The 14,730-nt window shown below is 58.8% G+C and carries 14 protein-coding genes; 5 read left to right on the top strand and 9 right to left on the bottom strand.

Annotation, left to right across the window (positions count from 1 at the left end; translation table 11 throughout):
• Positions 1-247 precede the first annotated feature (247 nt).
• The 4 genes from CFBP6623_RS06670 to CFBP6623_RS06655 form a co-directional block, all read right to left on the bottom strand.
• Entirely contained in the window at positions 248-1,021 is a 774-nt protein-coding gene (locus CFBP6623_RS06670) for an amino acid ABC transporter ATP-binding protein (protein WP_046800084.1), read from the bottom strand.
• A gap of 11 nt (positions 1,022-1,032) precedes the next feature.
• Positions 1,033-2,190 (bottom strand): amino acid ABC transporter permease, encoded by a 1,158-nt coding sequence (locus CFBP6623_RS06665; protein ID WP_080842079.1) that lies wholly within the window; start codon positions 2,188-2,190, stop codon positions 1,033-1,035.
• 3 nt (positions 2,191-2,193) lie between these two features.
• On the bottom strand, positions 2,194-3,390 hold the full coding sequence (locus CFBP6623_RS06660; protein ID WP_046800086.1) for an amino acid ABC transporter permease: 1,197 nt from the start codon (positions 3,388-3,390) through the stop codon (positions 2,194-2,196).
• Positions 3,391-3,499: 109 nt separating this feature from the next.
• The gene (locus CFBP6623_RS06655; protein ID WP_046800087.1) at positions 3,500-4,522 is read right to left on the bottom strand and encodes an amino acid ABC transporter substrate-binding protein; all 1,023 of its coding nucleotides are present in this window, start codon (positions 4,520-4,522) and stop codon (positions 3,500-3,502) included.
• A 374-nt stretch (positions 4,523-4,896) separates the two neighbouring features.
• Between CFBP6623_RS06655 and CFBP6623_RS06650 the strand changes: the two genes are divergently transcribed.
• Positions 4,897-6,084 carry a cystathionine beta-lyase gene (locus tag CFBP6623_RS06650; protein WP_046800088.1) on the top strand — a complete coding sequence of 396 codons (1,188 nt, stop codon included), beginning with the start codon at positions 4,897-4,899 and terminating at the stop codon, positions 6,082-6,084.
• 14 nt (positions 6,085-6,098) lie between these two features.
• On the opposite strand, the gene CFBP6623_RS06645 is transcribed toward CFBP6623_RS06650, so the two are convergent.
• A complete protein-coding gene (locus CFBP6623_RS06645; protein ID WP_046800089.1) occupies positions 6,099-7,280 on the bottom strand; it encodes an FAD-dependent monooxygenase in 1,182 nt (393 codons plus the stop codon).
• A 28-nt stretch (positions 7,281-7,308) separates the two neighbouring features.
• A complete protein-coding gene (locus CFBP6623_RS06640) occupies positions 7,309-7,554 on the bottom strand; it encodes a zinc-finger domain-containing protein (protein WP_046800090.1) in 246 nt (81 codons plus the stop codon).
• Between the two features lie 170 nt (positions 7,555-7,724).
• Between CFBP6623_RS06640 and CFBP6623_RS06635 the strand changes: the two genes are divergently transcribed.
• From CFBP6623_RS06635 to CFBP6623_RS06625, 3 genes are all read left to right on the top strand, one after another.
• Positions 7,725-8,501 (top strand): alpha/beta fold hydrolase, encoded by a 777-nt coding sequence (locus CFBP6623_RS06635; RefSeq protein ID WP_046800114.1) that lies wholly within the window; start codon positions 7,725-7,727, stop codon positions 8,499-8,501.
• Positions 8,502-8,701: 200 nt separating this feature from the next.
• Positions 8,702-9,526 (top strand): serine O-acetyltransferase, encoded by an 825-nt coding sequence (gene cysE, locus CFBP6623_RS06630; RefSeq protein ID WP_046800091.1) that lies wholly within the window; start codon positions 8,702-8,704, stop codon positions 9,524-9,526.
• A 120-nt stretch (positions 9,527-9,646) separates the two neighbouring features.
• Complete coding sequence (locus CFBP6623_RS06625; RefSeq protein ID WP_003502851.1) at positions 9,647-9,850, top strand: DUF3126 family protein; 204 nt, start codon at positions 9,647-9,649, stop codon at positions 9,848-9,850.
• Positions 9,851-9,919: 69 nt separating this feature from the next.
• On the opposite strand, the gene CFBP6623_RS06620 is transcribed toward CFBP6623_RS06625, so the two are convergent.
• Positions 9,920-11,293 (bottom strand): cytochrome P450, encoded by a 1,374-nt coding sequence (locus CFBP6623_RS06620; protein WP_046800092.1) that lies wholly within the window; start codon positions 11,291-11,293, stop codon positions 9,920-9,922.
• A gap of 111 nt (positions 11,294-11,404) precedes the next feature.
• Here CFBP6623_RS06620 and CFBP6623_RS06615 point away from each other — a divergent pair, with 111 nt between their 5' ends.
• A complete protein-coding gene (locus CFBP6623_RS06615) occupies positions 11,405-12,064 on the top strand; it encodes a TetR/AcrR family transcriptional regulator (RefSeq protein WP_046800093.1) in 660 nt (219 codons plus the stop codon).
• Between the two features lie 92 nt (positions 12,065-12,156).
• Here CFBP6623_RS06615 and fdhA read toward each other — a convergent pair whose 3' ends face one another.
• Both fdhA and CFBP6623_RS06605 read right to left on the bottom strand, forming a co-directional pair.
• Entirely contained in the window at positions 12,157-13,347 is a 1,191-nt protein-coding gene (gene fdhA / locus CFBP6623_RS06610) for a formaldehyde dehydrogenase, glutathione-independent (RefSeq protein ID WP_046800115.1), read from the bottom strand.
• A 340-nt stretch (positions 13,348-13,687) separates the two neighbouring features.
• Positions 13,688-14,560 carry an ATP-binding protein gene (locus CFBP6623_RS06605; RefSeq protein ID WP_046800094.1) on the bottom strand — a complete coding sequence of 291 codons (873 nt, stop codon included), beginning with the start codon at positions 14,558-14,560 and terminating at the stop codon, positions 13,688-13,690.
• Positions 14,561-14,730: the final 170 nt, after the last annotated feature.

Here is a 14,730-nt window from a genome sequence, read left to right as displayed (position 1 = left end):
CTCGGGAGGCAGGCCGCGAGATGACGACTCAGCGCGGTTGTTGGCTGGATTGGAATCGAACCGTGACGAAGTCATGAGGTAGAACACCTTTACCGTCATCCTCGCCCTTGAGGCGAGAATCCACTCTTCGGCCGCCAATGAATCTTCGCCTCAAGGGTGAGGATGACGGGGTGTGTGGCGCATTGTCCCTGCAACAAAAAACGGGGCCGAAACGGCCCCGTTGGATAATGCGTTGCTGATTGCAGTCTCAGTGCAGGATCTGGCTGAGGAACAGGCGTGTACGTTCGTGCTGCGGATTGTCGAAGAACTCGGCCGGCGAATTCTGTTCGACGATCTGGCCCTGATCCATGAAGATGACGCGGTTGGCGACCTGGCGGGCGAAACCCATTTCGTGGGTCACGCACAGCATGGTCATGCCGTCTTCGGCAAGGCCGACCATGGTGTCGAGCACTTCTTTCACCATTTCCGGGTCGAGCGCCGAGGTCGGCTCGTCGAACAGCATGATCTTCGGCTTCATGCACAGCGAGCGGGCAATCGCCACACGCTGCTGCTGGCCGCCGGAAAGCTGGCCCGGGTATTTGTGGGCCTGTTCGGGGATCTTGACGCGCTTCAGATAGTGCATCGCCACTTCTTCCGCTTCCTTCTTGGGCATCTTGCGAACCCAGATTGGCGCCAGCGTGCAGTTTTCGAGGATGGTCAGATGCGGGAAGAGGTTGAAGTGCTGGAACACCATGCCAACTTCGCGACGGACTTCATCGATCTTCTTCAGGTCGTTGGTCAGTTCGATGCCATCAACCTGGATCGAGCCCGACTGGTGTTCTTCCAGCCGGTTGATGCAGCGGATCATGGTCGATTTGCCCGATCCCGAAGGGCCGGCGATGACGATGCGCTCGCCCTTCATCACTTTCAGGTTGATGTCGCGCAATACGTGGAAATCGCCATACCACTTGTTCATGCCGGTGATTTCGATTGCCACGTCCGTTGTCGAGACGGCCAGTTTTTTTGCTTGGTTTTCTGCCATTTGAGCGTCCCTTATCGTTTATGCCCGGTGTCGAGGTGCCGTTCCATGAACAGCGAATAACGCGACATGCCGAAGCAGAATATCCAGAATACGAAGCCTGCGAAAATATATCCAGTCATGGCGGTGACGGGTGTCGCCCAGTTTGCATCCGATTGGTTGAGTGTGACAATGCCGAGCAGGTCGAACATGCCAATGATCGAGACCAGCGACGTGTCCTTGAAAAGCCCGATGAAGGTGTTGACGATGCCGGGAATGACCAGCTTCAGCGCCTGCGGCAGCACGATCAGTCGCGTTTTCTGCCAGTAGTTCAGGCCGAGCGAATCCGCCCCTTCATATTGCCCCTTCGGAATGGCCTGCAGGCCGCCGCGGATCACCTCCGCCATATAGGCCGAGGAGAACAGCGAGACACCGACCAGCGCGCGCAGGAACTTGTCGAAGGTCCAGCCATCGGGCAGGAACAACGGCAGCATGATGCTGGCGAAGAACAGCACGGTGATCAGCGGAATGCCTCTGATGACTTCGATGAAGAGCACGCAGAGCATCTTGATGACCGGCAGGTTCGACCGGCGGCCGAGCGCCAGAAGAATGCCGAAGGGCAGGGATACCGTTATTCCGAAGAATGACAGGATGAGCGTTACCATCAGGCCGCCCCAGAGCTGTGTTTCCACCTTCGGCAGGCCGAAGACGCCGCCGATGAGCAGGAAAAACGCAATGAAGGGCAGGATGATGAAAAGCACCAGCGCATTGAGGCGCTTGAACGGCGCTTTCGGGATGAGCATCGGCACCAGCAGGATGGCGAACGTCACCATCACGAGGATCGGACGCCAGCGCTCGTCAAGCGGATAACGACCGAAGATGAACTGTCCGAGCTTGGCCGATACGAAAGCCCAGCATGCCCCGGACTGGCCGTCCGGAAGCGCGCCGCCCTGAGAAGCGGTGAGGCAGGCGATACGATCGCTGCCGGTCCACACGGCATCGATGAACAGCCACTTCACCACCGGTGGCAGAAGGTAGGCCAGAAAGGCGAGGGCGAGAACCGTAAGGACGGTGTCCTTCGGTGTGGCGAAAAATTTGGTGCGCAGCCAATGACCGAAGCCGACGGCGCTCGAAGGAGCGGGTCTGGCGTCCTCGATGGTCTGTCGCACAAAAGCGTGATTGCTTAATGTCATCGATTATCTCTCCACCAGCGCCATTTTCGCGTTGAACCAGTTCATGACCACGGCCGTGAGCAGGGACAGCGAGAGATAGATGACCAGCCAGATCGCGACGACTTCGACTGCCTGACCCGTCTGGTTGAGGATCGTGCCGCCGACGGAGACGATGTCGGCAAAGCCGACCGCGACCGCAAGCGAGGAGTTCTTCGTCAGGTTGAGATACTGGCTCGTCAGCGGCGGGATGATGATACGCATTGCCTGCGGCACGATGATCAGACGTGTCGTCGTGCTGGAACGCAGCCCCAGTGCTTCCGCAGCTTCCGTCTGGCCCTTCGCCACGGCCTTGATGCCGCCGCGAACGATTTCGGCGATGAAGGAGGCGGTGTAGAAGGAAAGCGCCAGGAACAGCGACATGAATTCAGGTGCAACGACCGCGCCGCCCGACAGGTTGAACCGCCCGGCAATCGGGAAGTCGAATGTCAGCGGTGAACCGAGCGCCAGAAATGTCGCGGCCGGAAGGCCGATGATGAGAAGTGTGGCGGTGATGCCGGTGCGGAATTGCTGGCCGGTTTGTTCCTGTCTCGCCTTTGCCCAGCGATAAACGAAAAAGCTGATGACGATTGCCACCAGAAAGGCGAGCGGTATCAGCCAGGTGCCTTCTCCCCAGATCGGCTTGGGAAAGAAGAAGCCGCGATTGTTGAGATAGCTTCCAAGCGGCAGCTCCAGTGAATCGCGCGCCTGCGGCAGAACGGAGATGACGCCCTTGTACCAGAAGAAGATAACGAGCAGCGGCGGGATGTTGCGGAAGATTTCCACATAGGCCTGCGCGAGCTTCGAAATCAGCCAGTTGCTGGAAAGCCGGGCGATGCCGACGATGAAACCGATGATCGAGGCGGCGATGATGCCAAAAAATGCAACCTGGATCGTGTTGAGAATTCCAACGAGCAGCGCCCGGCCATAGGTCGCATCACTGGTATAAGCGATCAGCGACTGGCCGATATCGAAGCCGGCTCTTCCGTTGAGGAAGCCGAAGCCGGATGAAATGTTGGACCGTTGAAGATTGGTGATCGTATTCGTCACGATGATCCAGACGAAGGCGGTCAGGATGACGACTGTCACAACCTGATAGAAAATTCCGCGTATGCGTGGATCGTTGATAAGTGACGACGCGCTTTGCGCGCGCGATCGTTGCGAACTGACCGCGTTGCCTGCCATAGGCACCTTTCCCTTTTATATGCTCTTTGCGAGCTTATTTATATAATTTTAAAATGGAGGCCGGGCGTTGCCCAGCCTCCTGTCATGATCTAGCCGATGATGGGGTCGATCAACGGACCGGCGGTGCGTATTGCAGGCCGCCCTTGGTCCACAGCGCGTTCTGGCCACGCTCGATCTTCAGCGGCGAGCCGGCACCGACGTTGCGGTCGAAGACTTCGCCGTAGTTACCCACCAGCTTGACGATGTTGTAGGCCCAGTCGTTGGTTACGCCGAGGTCGGTACCGATCTTGGTGCCTTCTTCGGTGCCGAGCAGACGCTTGATATCCGGATTGGCGCTGGACTTCTGCTCATCGACGTTCTTGGAGGTGATGCCCAGTTCTTCTGCATTGACCATGGCGTAGTGAACCCAGGTCACGATGTCGAACCACTGGTCGTCACCCTGACGAACGGCCGGTCCAAGCGGTTCCTTGGAGATGACTTCCGGAAGAACGATGTTGTCTTCCGGGTTCTTCAGCTTCAGGCGGATAGCATAGAGACCGGACTGGTCGGTGGTGTAGACGTCGCAACGGCCGGAATCATAGGCAGAGGTTGCGTCGGCTTCCTTTTCGAAAACGACCGGGTTGTATTGCAGATTGTTGGTCTTGAAATAGTCGGCGAGATTGAGCTCGGTGGTCGTGCCGGTCTGAACGCAGACGGCGGCGCCGGAAAGCTCAAGCGCGGACTTCACGTTGAGGCCCTTTTTGGCGATGAAGCCCTGGCCGTCATAATAGTTGACGGTACGGAAGTTGAAGCCGAGAGAGGTGTCGCGGCTGATCGTCCAGGTGGTGTTACGGGTCAGAACGTCGACTTCGCCGGACTGGAGAGCCGGAAAGCGGTCCTTGCTCGAAAGAGCGACAAACTTCGCCTTGGAAGGGTCACCGAAAACCGCTGTGGCAATACCACGGCAATAGTCCACGTCGATGCCGGACCATTCGCCCTTGTCATCGGGATTGGAAAATCCCGGAATGCCGGCGCTTACGCCGCAGGTGACGAAACCTTTTCCCTTCACGTCCTGAAGCGTCGCAGCTGAAGCGACCGAGGCTCCTCCCAAAACTGCTGCGCCGATAGCGGCTGACAGAATTGCCTTTTTCATTTTTCCCAACCTTTGTTTGTTATCGTCAATAGCAAGGGGACCGGCATGTTTGTTTTACCCCAGCTCCCCCCTCAGCGAGATCTTTTCGATCCGCTTTTTCTATCACAATCGCAATTGGCAGCGGGGTCAAGACATGCCGACGATAATTGTGCCTATAAAACGGAATTTTCGGAATTTTGGTCGTGAAGTGTGCAAAGGGTGAAAATATAAGCATATTTTTGCGGAAATTTGCACTTGCACGATTTTTGTATACTTCTTGTATTCTGTTTCACGATGGATCAATGACCCATCCCGCGTGACCTTACGGGGCTTGACCTTGCCTCTGGCTCTCAGCATTGTCGCACGCGTCAATATTCTTCGAAAGCTGATCTGAAATGACCAAGACAAATGACCTGCTTTCCGCCGCAGGTGTGAATACGCGCCTGACCCATGGCGGCAATGATCCCGCGGACTGTTTCGGTTTCGTCAATCCGCCCATCGTACGCGGCTCGACCGTGCTTTTTCCCGACGCGGAAACGCTTTCGACTGAAAACCAGAAATACACCTACGGCACACACGGCACGCCGACGACGGACGCGCTGTGCAATCTCGTCAACGAGCTGGAAGGTTCGTTCGGAACTATCCTCGTGCCGTCGGGCCTTGCGGCGATCACCGTGCCGTTCCTTGCCTATCTCGGTGCGGGCGATCACGCGCTTGTCGTCGATTCGGTTTATTTCCCCACACGCCGCTTCTGCAACACGATGCTGAAGAAGCTCGGTGTGGAGATCGAATATTACGATCCCGCAATCGGGGCTGGCATCGAGGCGCTGATCCGGCCGAATACGAAACTCGTGCATCTGGAAGCGCCGGGTTCCAATACCTTCGAGATTCAGGATGTCCGGGTGATCACGGAGATCGCTCACAGGCATGACTGCGTGGTCACGATGGACAATACCTGGGCGACACCGCTTTATTTCAAGCCGCTTGATTTCGGTGTCGATATTTCCATTCACGCCGCCACCAAATATCCCTCGGGTCATTCCGATGTACTGATGGGCTTCGTCTCGGCCAATGAAAAACATTGGAAGGCGCTTTACCAGGCTAACACCAATCTCGGCATCTGCGTCACCTCCGATGACGCCTACCAGATCCTGCGTGGCATGCGCACCATGGGCATCAGGCTGGAACACCATCAGAAGAGCGCACTCGATATCGCCCAATGGCTGGAAAGCCGTGACGACGTCGTGCGTGTTCTGCATCCGGCCTTGCCGAGCTTTGCCGGGCATGAAATGTGGAAGCGCGATTTCAAGGGCGCGAGCGGCGTCTTCTCCTTCGTCTTGAAGGCGGAAGAGGGCAAATACAAGCAGGCGGCAGCCGCCTTCCTCGATGCCTTGACCTTCTTCGGGCTTGGCTATTCCTGGGGCGGGTACGAATCGCTTGCGGTTTCGGTGTCGCTCATCGACAGGACTATTGCGAAGGGGCCGTCGGAGGGGCCGGTCATCCGCCTGCAGATCGGGCTTGAAGACATAGCCGATCTGAAAAACGACCTAGAAGTCGGATTCGCAGCCGCGGCTGGGGTCTAATCAGTCCCCAACGCTTAGCCCTTTGCGTGATAGCCGTAGAGCCAGTCGAAATCGCTGAGGAACGCCTCTGAGGGCCGCGTGGAAAATACGAAGTCCCTGGCAATTCGGACCGGGCCTTTCGCATGATAGGCAAAACGATTGAGAGAGGCCCGCTTGCGGGCCTTATCTATGCGCGGCAGGCGCAGAGCCTCGAAGGCGGCGAGGGCTTGCGGCAGGGGCAGGGAGGCTCCACCGCCGCTGCCTGCCATTGTTCCCGCAAGTTCAAACGCATCCTCTATCGCCATGGCGGCGCCCTGTGCGGCGAAGGGCATCATGGCGTGGGCCGCATCGCCGATCAGTACCGTATCGCGGCCATTATGCCAGCGTCCGGGGCCGGCCTGATAGAGCGGCCAAAAGGTGGGGTTCTCAGCCTTTTCCAGCAGCCGCAGCAAATCCGGGCTCCAGCCGCGAAACTGTTCGAGCAGCATGGCTTTCTGCCGTCCGCTCGATTCTGCCCGCCATGTCGCGCCGGGATCGGTGCCAAGCGCGATGGCGACGATGTTGAAACCGCCGACTTCCTTCAGCGGATAGGCGACGACATGGCCGCCCGAACCGAGATAGGCCGTGACGGCGCTTTTATTGATGGCGGGTGGGACGTCGTTTTCGCTGACCGTGAAACGCCAGGCAATGTTGCCGGAAAAGGTGGCTGTCGGCGCGGAAGGCACGGCAAAACGGGCCGCCGACCAGACGCCGTCGGCACCAACGATCAGATCGTGATCGCGGAACGTGGTTGCGGCGATAACATCGACCGTTGCGCTTTCGATGCGCTTGCCGAGATGCAGGCGGCAGAGCGGATTATCCTTTACCGCATTCAGAAGCGCGCTTTGCAGCGTCGATCGGTGAAGCACGCCATAGGGTGCGCCCCAGCGTGTGCGGGCCACCGCGCCCATTGGCAGCGACAATAGCGTGGCCAGTGACTTGCCGGAGGCGAGATCGACGCTGACCGGCTCGGTCCAGCGCGCCTCGATCTCGGGCATTACGCCGAGTTCGGCGAGAATGCGGGCGGCGTTGGGGGAGAGTTGCAGGCCGGCGCCGACTTCCGTCAGCTCGCCTGCCTGCTCGATGATGTCACAATCGATACCGTGCCGGGCAAAAGAAAGGGCAGCGGTGAGACCGGCGATGCCGGCACCGACAATGGCTACGGATTTTATGGGCATGATGCGCCCCGATCAGCAAAAGTGGAGGTCAGGCGGCCTTCACATGGAAGACGCAGCCCGGAGGGTTGGTCTGCTCGGCCTTCAGCGACGGATTGTAGCGGAAAAGGGTGGAGCAGTAGGAACAGACCTTCTCGTTGTCGTCGCCCATATCGATGAAGATATGCGGGTGATCGTAAGGCACGGAAGCGCCGGTGCACATGAATTCCTTGACGCCGATCTCGATTACGCTGTGTCCGCCATCGTTCTGGAAGTGGGGAATGGAATGCCCGGCCATGTTCGTCTCCAAATGCAATATCGTTATCGAGCCGCAATCCGTCGTCGCGCAACGGCTCTTCGTTGCGGATATGTAGCCTCAAACGCATTGCATCTCCATAAAAATCGTCAGGAAAACATGTTCAATCTTGTGCTTTCCTGCCATATGGTCCGGCAAAAAGGATGTCCTTGATGAATCTCAACCTGCCGCAATTTTCAGATTTTTCCCATGACGGCCTGCGCCTTGCTTATTTCGATGAGGGCGATCCGGCGGGTGATCCGGTTTTGCTGATCCACGGCTTTGCCTCCAGCGCCAATGTCAACTGGGTGCATCCCGGCTGGTTGAAGACGCTGGGGGAAGCGGGCTATCGGGTGATCGCCATCGACAATCGCGGCCATGGCGCAAGCGACAAGCCGCATGATCCCGACGCCTATTATCCGCCCGTCATGGCGGGGGACGCGGTGGCGCTGCTCAATCATCTCGGCATCGCGGAAGCGCATGTGATGGGTTATTCCATGGGCGCGCGCATTTCGGCCTTCCTCGCCATGGCCCATCCTGAGCGTGTCCGCTCGCTGGTATTCGGTGGGCTCGGCATCGGCATGGTTGAAGGTGTGGGCGACTGGGATCCGATCGCTGAGGCGCTTCTTGCACCTTCGCTCGATGTCGTCACCCATGAGCGCGGCCGCATGTTCCGCGCTTTCGCGGACCAGACAAAAAGCGACCGGCTGGCGCTTGCCGCCTGTATCGAAACGTCGCGGGTTCTTGTTTCGCATGAACAGGCGGCAAAGATCGATGCACCCACATTGATTGCGGTCGGAACGAATGACGATATTGCCGGATCGGGCGCGGAACTCGCCGCGATCATGCCGCATGCGCGGGCAATCGACATTCCCGGCCGCGACCATATGCTGGCCGTTGGAGACCGGGTGTTCAAGGCGGCGGTTCTGGAATTTTACCGCTCGCTTTGATCTGGAGAATTTCCAGGAAATGCGGAGCCCGGTTTTTCGTGCGGAAATGCGGCGACGCTCAGGACGGCAAGAAACGGTTTTTCATGCTGCATGAAGAAAAACTGAAGCTTTGCCGTCTTTAAAGTCGTCATTCGAATCCCATTTCTAATGCACGTCTTTTTCTGTATAAAGAACGACCACTGCAAACGAGGAGACCATTCATGGTCGCACGTACCGAGGCCCGTCAGCCCGAACAGCTGGCGATCGTCGATCCGATCTGGGGCAGCCTGCTGCATGAAGCGCGTAGCGCCGCAGCTCAGGACCCGCTGCTTTCCGCTTTTCTTTATTCGACGATCCTCAATCACCGGTCTCTCGAAGAATGTGTGATCTATCGTATCTGCGAACTCCTCGATCATCCCGACATGCAGGCCGTGCTTCTGCGCCAGACCTTCCAGGACATGCTGGATGACTGGCCGGAATGGGGCAGCGTGCTGCGTGTCGATATCCAGGCCGTTTATGATCGCGACCCGGCCTGCACGCGCTTCATGGAGCCGCTGCTTTATTTCAAGGGCTTCCATGCCATCCAGACCCATCGCCTTGCGCATTGGCTGCTTGCGAAGGGCCGCCGGGATTTCGCGTTTTACCTGCAAAGCCGCTCATCGAGCATTTTCCAGACGGATATCAATCCGGCCGCGCGTATCGGCAAGGGCATCTTCCTCGATCATGCCACCGGACTGGTGGTTGGTGAGACCGCAGTTATCGGCGACAACGTTTCCATCCTGCATGGCGTGACGCTCGGCGGCACCGGCAAGGAGGGGGCGGACCGCCATCCGAAGATCGCCAATGGCGTGATGATCGGGGCGGGCGCGAAAATTCTTGGCAATATCGAGATCGGCAGCTGCTCGCGCATCGCCGCTGGTTCGGTGGTGCTGAAACCGGTTCCGCCGAAGACCACCGTGGCCGGTGTTCCGGCGCGCGTGGTGGGAGAAGCAGGGTGTTCGGAACCCTCGCGTCTGATGGACCAGGTTATCGGGGCCGATATCTGACAGGTCGTGAATATTGCGCTCGTCCGTGTGGAAGACACGGATGATGCGCCGCTTTCACTTTACTTTGGCCTTTGTCCCATGCCAAAAGCGGCCCAACCCGAACCGCACAGGAGAATAGTGGTGAAAGCCGACGAAATCAAAAAACTCGACGCCTATTTCAAGCGCACCTTCAACGAGAAGATGATTGTCAAGGCGCGTCCGCGCAAAGACGATTCCGCCGAAGTGTATCTTGGCGAAGAGTTTCTCGGCGTCGTCTACATCGATGACGAAGACGGCGACCGCTCGTACAACTTCTCCATGGCGATCCTCGACGTGGATCTGTGATCGTCACCTTCCGGTGACATATTCAGCAATAATAGTCGCCCGCGGTGATCACACCGCGGGCGATTTGTTTTAGCGCTGCGTGATCCTCATCATCAGCCGGTCCTGCGGCCGCAATGTCACCCGCATCAGCGGTTCCGCCGCAGCAGTGGTTCTGTTTTCGAGATGGACGGTCTGCAGAAGAACGGCAAGGATCGCCACGGCCTCCATCATGGCAAAGGCATTGCCGATGCAGACGCGCGGGCCGGCGCCGAAGGGCATATAGGCATAACGGTGACGCGCCTTGACCCTGTCCGGCTCGAAACGTGACGGGTCGAAGCGTTCGGGTTCATCCCACAATGCGGCGTGCCGGTGTACGGCATAGATCGGCACATAAAGAACCGTTCCGGCTGCAATGTCGTGCTCCCCGAGCCTGAAATCCTGCAGCGCCGTGCGCGTGATGACCGGGGCAGGCGGGTAAAGCCGCATCGCCTCCGAAAACACCTGTCTCGTATAGGTGAGATTGGCGATATGTTCGGCCGCGACAGGCTCGCCGCCGGTGATGGCCTCGATCTCCTCGACAAGTTTTCTTTCAATTTCTCTGTTCTGCGACAGAAGGTGGAAAGTCCAGGCTAGGCCGAGTGCCGTCGTTTCATGGCCGGCAGTGATGAAGGTTAGAAGATTGTCGATGATTTCCTCATCGCTCATCATGCGTCCGGTCTCCGGGTCTTTGGCTTCCAGCAGCATGGAGACAAGATCGGTTCGGTCGGTGGGGTTTTGCCGCCGGCCGGCGATCACCGTTGCAAGGCTGGCGCGCAGATAATCGACGGCGGCGCGGGATTTGCGCCGGCCGGGATGGGGCAGCCATTCCGGCGCGCCCAGCATGGCGAGCGCGAAGGTCCAGCCTGTCGGCTTCAGATAATCGGTAATGCTCTGTTCGACACGTGCAATATCGATGCCATATCCGCCGGACATCATGGTCTCGACAATGATGTCGAAGGTGGTACGCATCATCTCATGGCCGATATCGATGTCGCCGATTGAAGGGGAGCGCCAGCGCGCTTGCGTGCGACGTGCCGTTTCGATCATGGCAGGCAGCAATTCCAGCAGCTTTTCATGCCGGAATGCGGCCGCGACGGATTGCCTTTGCCATTTCCAGTGGTCGCCATCGGCGGTCAGCAGACCCTGACCGAGTGCGGGACCAAGCACCCGGCGGACATCTTCGCCCTTGCCAAGCAGATGGGCATTTTTGACCAGAGCCTCGTGGATCAGCACGGGATCGGCGAGATGCACGCGCATCGCGCCGCCGAGCCGGGTGAAGACCGCCGGTTCGCTGAAAATATCCGGCGGTAGAGCTTTTAACGGATTGCGGACAAGCGAGATTGCAAGACGCGCCGTGGCAAGTTTTGACAGGGGCTCTGCCCCGGTCTTGTCCATGGGTGGGGTGTGAAGGCCGGTTCCGATCATCGACAGCTCCTTATTCGCGTTTGAACAATGGGGTTTTGCTGTTAAGGTGTGTACCTTATTTTAGGTATTTAAGGTGTATGCCTTAGGTTTCAATGGCGGGGCAGGATTTTGATGAAGAGCAAAGAGGCAGAGCGACCGGCGCGAGCGCGCACGCGGGACAGAATTCTGGACGCTGCCCTTGAGCTGTTCAACGGGCGCGGGCCTGATCGCGTAACGACGGCCGAGATCGCCCTTGCGGTCGATATTAACGAGGGCAATCTTTATTATCATTTCCGCACCAAGGAATCGCTGGTTCTCGCGCTGTTTGCGCGGTTCGAAGCCGATGCGATGATGCTGGTCGCAACCGTTGACGGGGCAGACGAGGCTGCGGCGGCCACCTATGCCGGTTTTCTTCGGCAATGGTTCTCGCTGGTGTGGAATTACCGCTTTCTGTTTCGCGACCTGGTCGGCCTGATCGCACTGGCACCATCACTGGTGGAGCCGGTCAGAACCATAAGTGCTGCGATGCGACTGGCGGTTGGCGACATTGTCGGCCGCATGCAGAATGCGGGTCTGGTGACCATTCCCGAGAGCGAGCGCGACGCGGTTTTGACCAATCTGTGGATCGTCTCGACCTATTGGGCGGCCTATCTCAATCTGCAGGAAGGCGTCAGCGAATTCGGACCGCAGCAGCTGGGTTGGGGGCTGCAGCAGGTCTCCAGCCTCTTCAGGCCTTATCTTTCCGCTGAGGCGGCAGCCGAGCTTGAAGCGCTTGCCGAGAGCGAAGAATAATATCTCCGGCTGGAGACATGTTTGGTCATGCAAAAACGCCCGCGACGGGATGTGTCGCGGGCGTTTATCATTCTGGACTGTTGATCTAGGCGTCAGGCCGCTTTCAACAGATCGCCGTGCGGGTCGAGGACGAACTTGGTTGCCGCGCCCTGATCGAAGCTTTCATACCCCTGCACGGCATCGTCGAGTGCGATGATCTTGGCATTGACGATGTCGGCGATGGGCAGGCGGTCATGCAGGATCGCCTGCATGAGCTGGCGGTTATATTTCAACACTGGCGTCTGGCCGGTGTGGAAGGATTGCGCCTTTGCCCAGCCGAGGCCGAAGCGCAGCGACAGGGCGCCCTGCTTTGCTGCATTATCAACCGCGCCGGGATCTTCGGTGACGTAGAGGCCTGGAATGCCGATAGAGCCGGCGGCGCGGGTGATTTCCATCATCTGGTTGAGAACGATGGCCGGCTGTTCGCCGCCGGAATGGCCGCGTGCCTCGAAACCGACGGCGTCGATGGCGCTGTCGACTTCGTTGGTGCCGACGATTTCGGCAATCATGTCGCCCAGCCGGTCACCCTTGGAAAGATCGACGGGCTCGAAACCGACGCGGGCGGCGTGGGCGAGGCGATCCTTGTTGAAATCACCGACCATGACGACGGCCGCACCCAGAATGCGGGCGGAGGCGGCAGCGGCAAGACCGACCGGGCCGGCACCCGCGACATAGACCGTGGAGCCGACACCGACGCCCGCCTTGACGGCGCCGTGGAAGCCGGTCGGCAGGATATCCGATAGCATGGTGAGGTCGCGGATCTTCGACATCGCCTTGTCGCGATCGGGGAATTTCAGGAGGTTGAAGTCGGCATAGGGGATGGTGACGTAACGCGCCTGTCCACCGATCCAGCCGCCCATGTCGACGTAACCGTAAGCGCCGCCGGCGCGTGACGGGTTCACCGTCAGGCAGACGCCGGTATCCTGCGACTTGCAGCAACGGCAACGGCCGCAGGCAACGTTGAACGGCACCGAGACGATGTCGCCGATTTCGAGCATCTCGACATCGACGCCCTTTTCGATGACTTCGCCGGTGATTTCGTGGCCAAGGACGAGGCCCGGCATGGCCGTGGTGCGGCCGCGCACCATGTGCTGGTCGGAGCCGCAGATATTGGTGGAAATCACCTTGAGAATAACGCCGTGTTCGATACGGCGGCCATCCGGCGCCTCAAGCTTGGGGTCGTCGATGTCGCGGACCTCGACCTGTCCGGGCTTCAGGTAAACGACGCCTCTGTTCCTGCTCATATCCATCTCCTCCTCGGGTTGAAAGCCAATGCCGGCCCGCTCCTCCGCGGACAGGATATCGTCAAAATACGCGCCTGAACCGGTGTCCGGTTCGAGCGGAATTTTTCGGCGAAGGGATCGAAAGGGGAATGGTTGCGTGTCGATAAAAGACGCAGCCTGCCTCCCGATCACCGCCCGCCGCAGCCACCGGCATTTCGCCGGTGTTCCGACTGTTCCACCTCGAATTCGAAGCGGAACCGGATGGCAGCAGCAAACCATGCGGGGCGCGGCTTGTCGTTCGGAAATACGACACGCTTTGTGGCCGTAACGACACCGGCTTTCGCCAGCCGTCACTGTCGCGTTATCGGTCGATGGATTTCCTCAAGCGGCCGGCGGCGTCCTGAATATATTGCCACGCAACGCGGCCGGAGCGGCCGCCACGGGTGGTCGCCCATTCCAGTGCTTCGTGATGCAGGGTTTGCCGATCCAGTCCCAGATCGAAGTGTTCGGCATAGCTGTCGATCATCGTCAGATAGTCTTCCTGGCCGCATTTGTGGAAGCCGAGCCACAGGCCGAAGCGATCCGATAGAGAGACTTTTTCCTCTACCGCTTCCGACGGGTTGATGGCGGTCGATTGTTCGTTTTCCATCATGTGGCGTGGCAGCAGATGGCGGCGGTTGGAGGTCGCATAGAACAGGACATTATCCGGCCGCCCTTCGATACCACCATCGAGCGCCGCCTTCAGCGATTTGTAGGCCGTGTCGTCGTGATCGAAGGAGAGATCGTCGCAGAACAGGATGACGCGCTGATCCGAGATTTTCAGTATGTCGAGCAAAGCGGGCAGGGTGTGGATATCCTCACGATGCACTTCCACCAGTTTCAGGGGAACGCCGCTTGCAGTGCGCACATCTTCGTGAACCGCCTTGACCAGTGAGGACTTGCCCATGCCGCGTGCGCCCCACAGCAACACGTTGTTGGCGGGAAAACCATCGGCGAAACGCAGGGTGTTTTCATGCAGGATGTCACGCACATGATCGACGCCGCGAATGAGTTTGAGCGCGATGCGGTTGGGGCGGGGGACCGGTTGCAGGAAGGAATTGACCGGCGACCAGACAAAACAATCGGCCGCATTCCAGTCGTTTACGGCGGGGCCCGGGCCGGCCAGCCGCTCCACGGCAACGTTCAGCCGGCGCAGTTCGGCAAGAAGCAGGGTGGCCGTTTCTTCTCGAATCATGGTGTTTCTTCCGCTTGTCTGGTGTTCAAAACTCTGTTTTGCGACCGGCCTAGCATGGCGTTTCCGGCCCATAAAGGTTAAGAGGTCCGGAATCGGTACGGCGTGGGCCTTGCATCTGTTGCAATCCCGGCGTTCCCCACTATATTCCGGCGGCTTGAAAGCTGGGGCGG

It is taken from the genome of Agrobacterium tumefaciens (assembly GCF_005221385.1).
Taxonomy (GTDB): domain Bacteria; phylum Pseudomonadota; class Alphaproteobacteria; order Rhizobiales; family Rhizobiaceae; genus Agrobacterium; species Agrobacterium tomkonis.
This window is presented reverse-complemented; position numbering and strand designations above follow the sequence as displayed.

Coding starts and splice junctions, on each gene's coding strand:
- CFBP6623_RS06605 (WP_046800094.1), bottom strand. CDS start 14,560: ATGATTCGAGAAGAAACGGCCACCCTGCTTCTTGCCGAACTGCGCCGG.
- CFBP6623_RS06620 (WP_046800092.1), bottom strand. CDS start 11,293: ATGATCGGAACCGGCCTTCACACCCCACCCATGGACAAGACCGGGGCA.
- fdhA (WP_046800115.1), bottom strand. CDS start 13,347: ATGAGCAGGAACAGAGGCGTCGTTTACCTGAAGCCCGGACAGGTCGAG.
- CFBP6623_RS06635 (WP_046800114.1), top strand. CDS start 7,725: ATGAATCTCAACCTGCCGCAATTTTCAGATTTTTCCCATGACGGCCTG.
- cysE (WP_046800091.1), top strand. CDS start 8,702: ATGGTCGCACGTACCGAGGCCCGTCAGCCCGAACAGCTGGCGATCGTC.
- CFBP6623_RS06640 (WP_046800090.1), bottom strand. CDS start 7,554: ATGGCCGGGCATTCCATTCCCCACTTCCAGAACGATGGCGGACACAGC.
- CFBP6623_RS06660 (WP_046800086.1), bottom strand. CDS start 3,390: ATGGCAGGCAACGCGGTCAGTTCGCAACGATCGCGCGCGCAAAGCGCG.
- CFBP6623_RS06645 (WP_046800089.1), bottom strand. CDS start 7,280: ATGCCCATAAAATCCGTAGCCATTGTCGGTGCCGGCATCGCCGGTCTC.
- CFBP6623_RS06655 (WP_046800087.1), bottom strand. CDS start 4,522: ATGAAAAAGGCAATTCTGTCAGCCGCTATCGGCGCAGCAGTTTTGGGA.
- CFBP6623_RS06665 (WP_080842079.1), bottom strand. CDS start 2,190: ATGACATTAAGCAATCACGCTTTTGTGCGACAGACCATCGAGGACGCC.
- CFBP6623_RS06670 (WP_046800084.1), bottom strand. CDS start 1,021: ATGGCAGAAAACCAAGCAAAAAAACTGGCCGTCTCGACAACGGACGTG.
- CFBP6623_RS06650 (WP_046800088.1), top strand. CDS start 4,897: ATGACCAAGACAAATGACCTGCTTTCCGCCGCAGGTGTGAATACGCGC.
- CFBP6623_RS06615 (WP_046800093.1), top strand. CDS start 11,405: ATGAAGAGCAAAGAGGCAGAGCGACCGGCGCGAGCGCGCACGCGGGAC.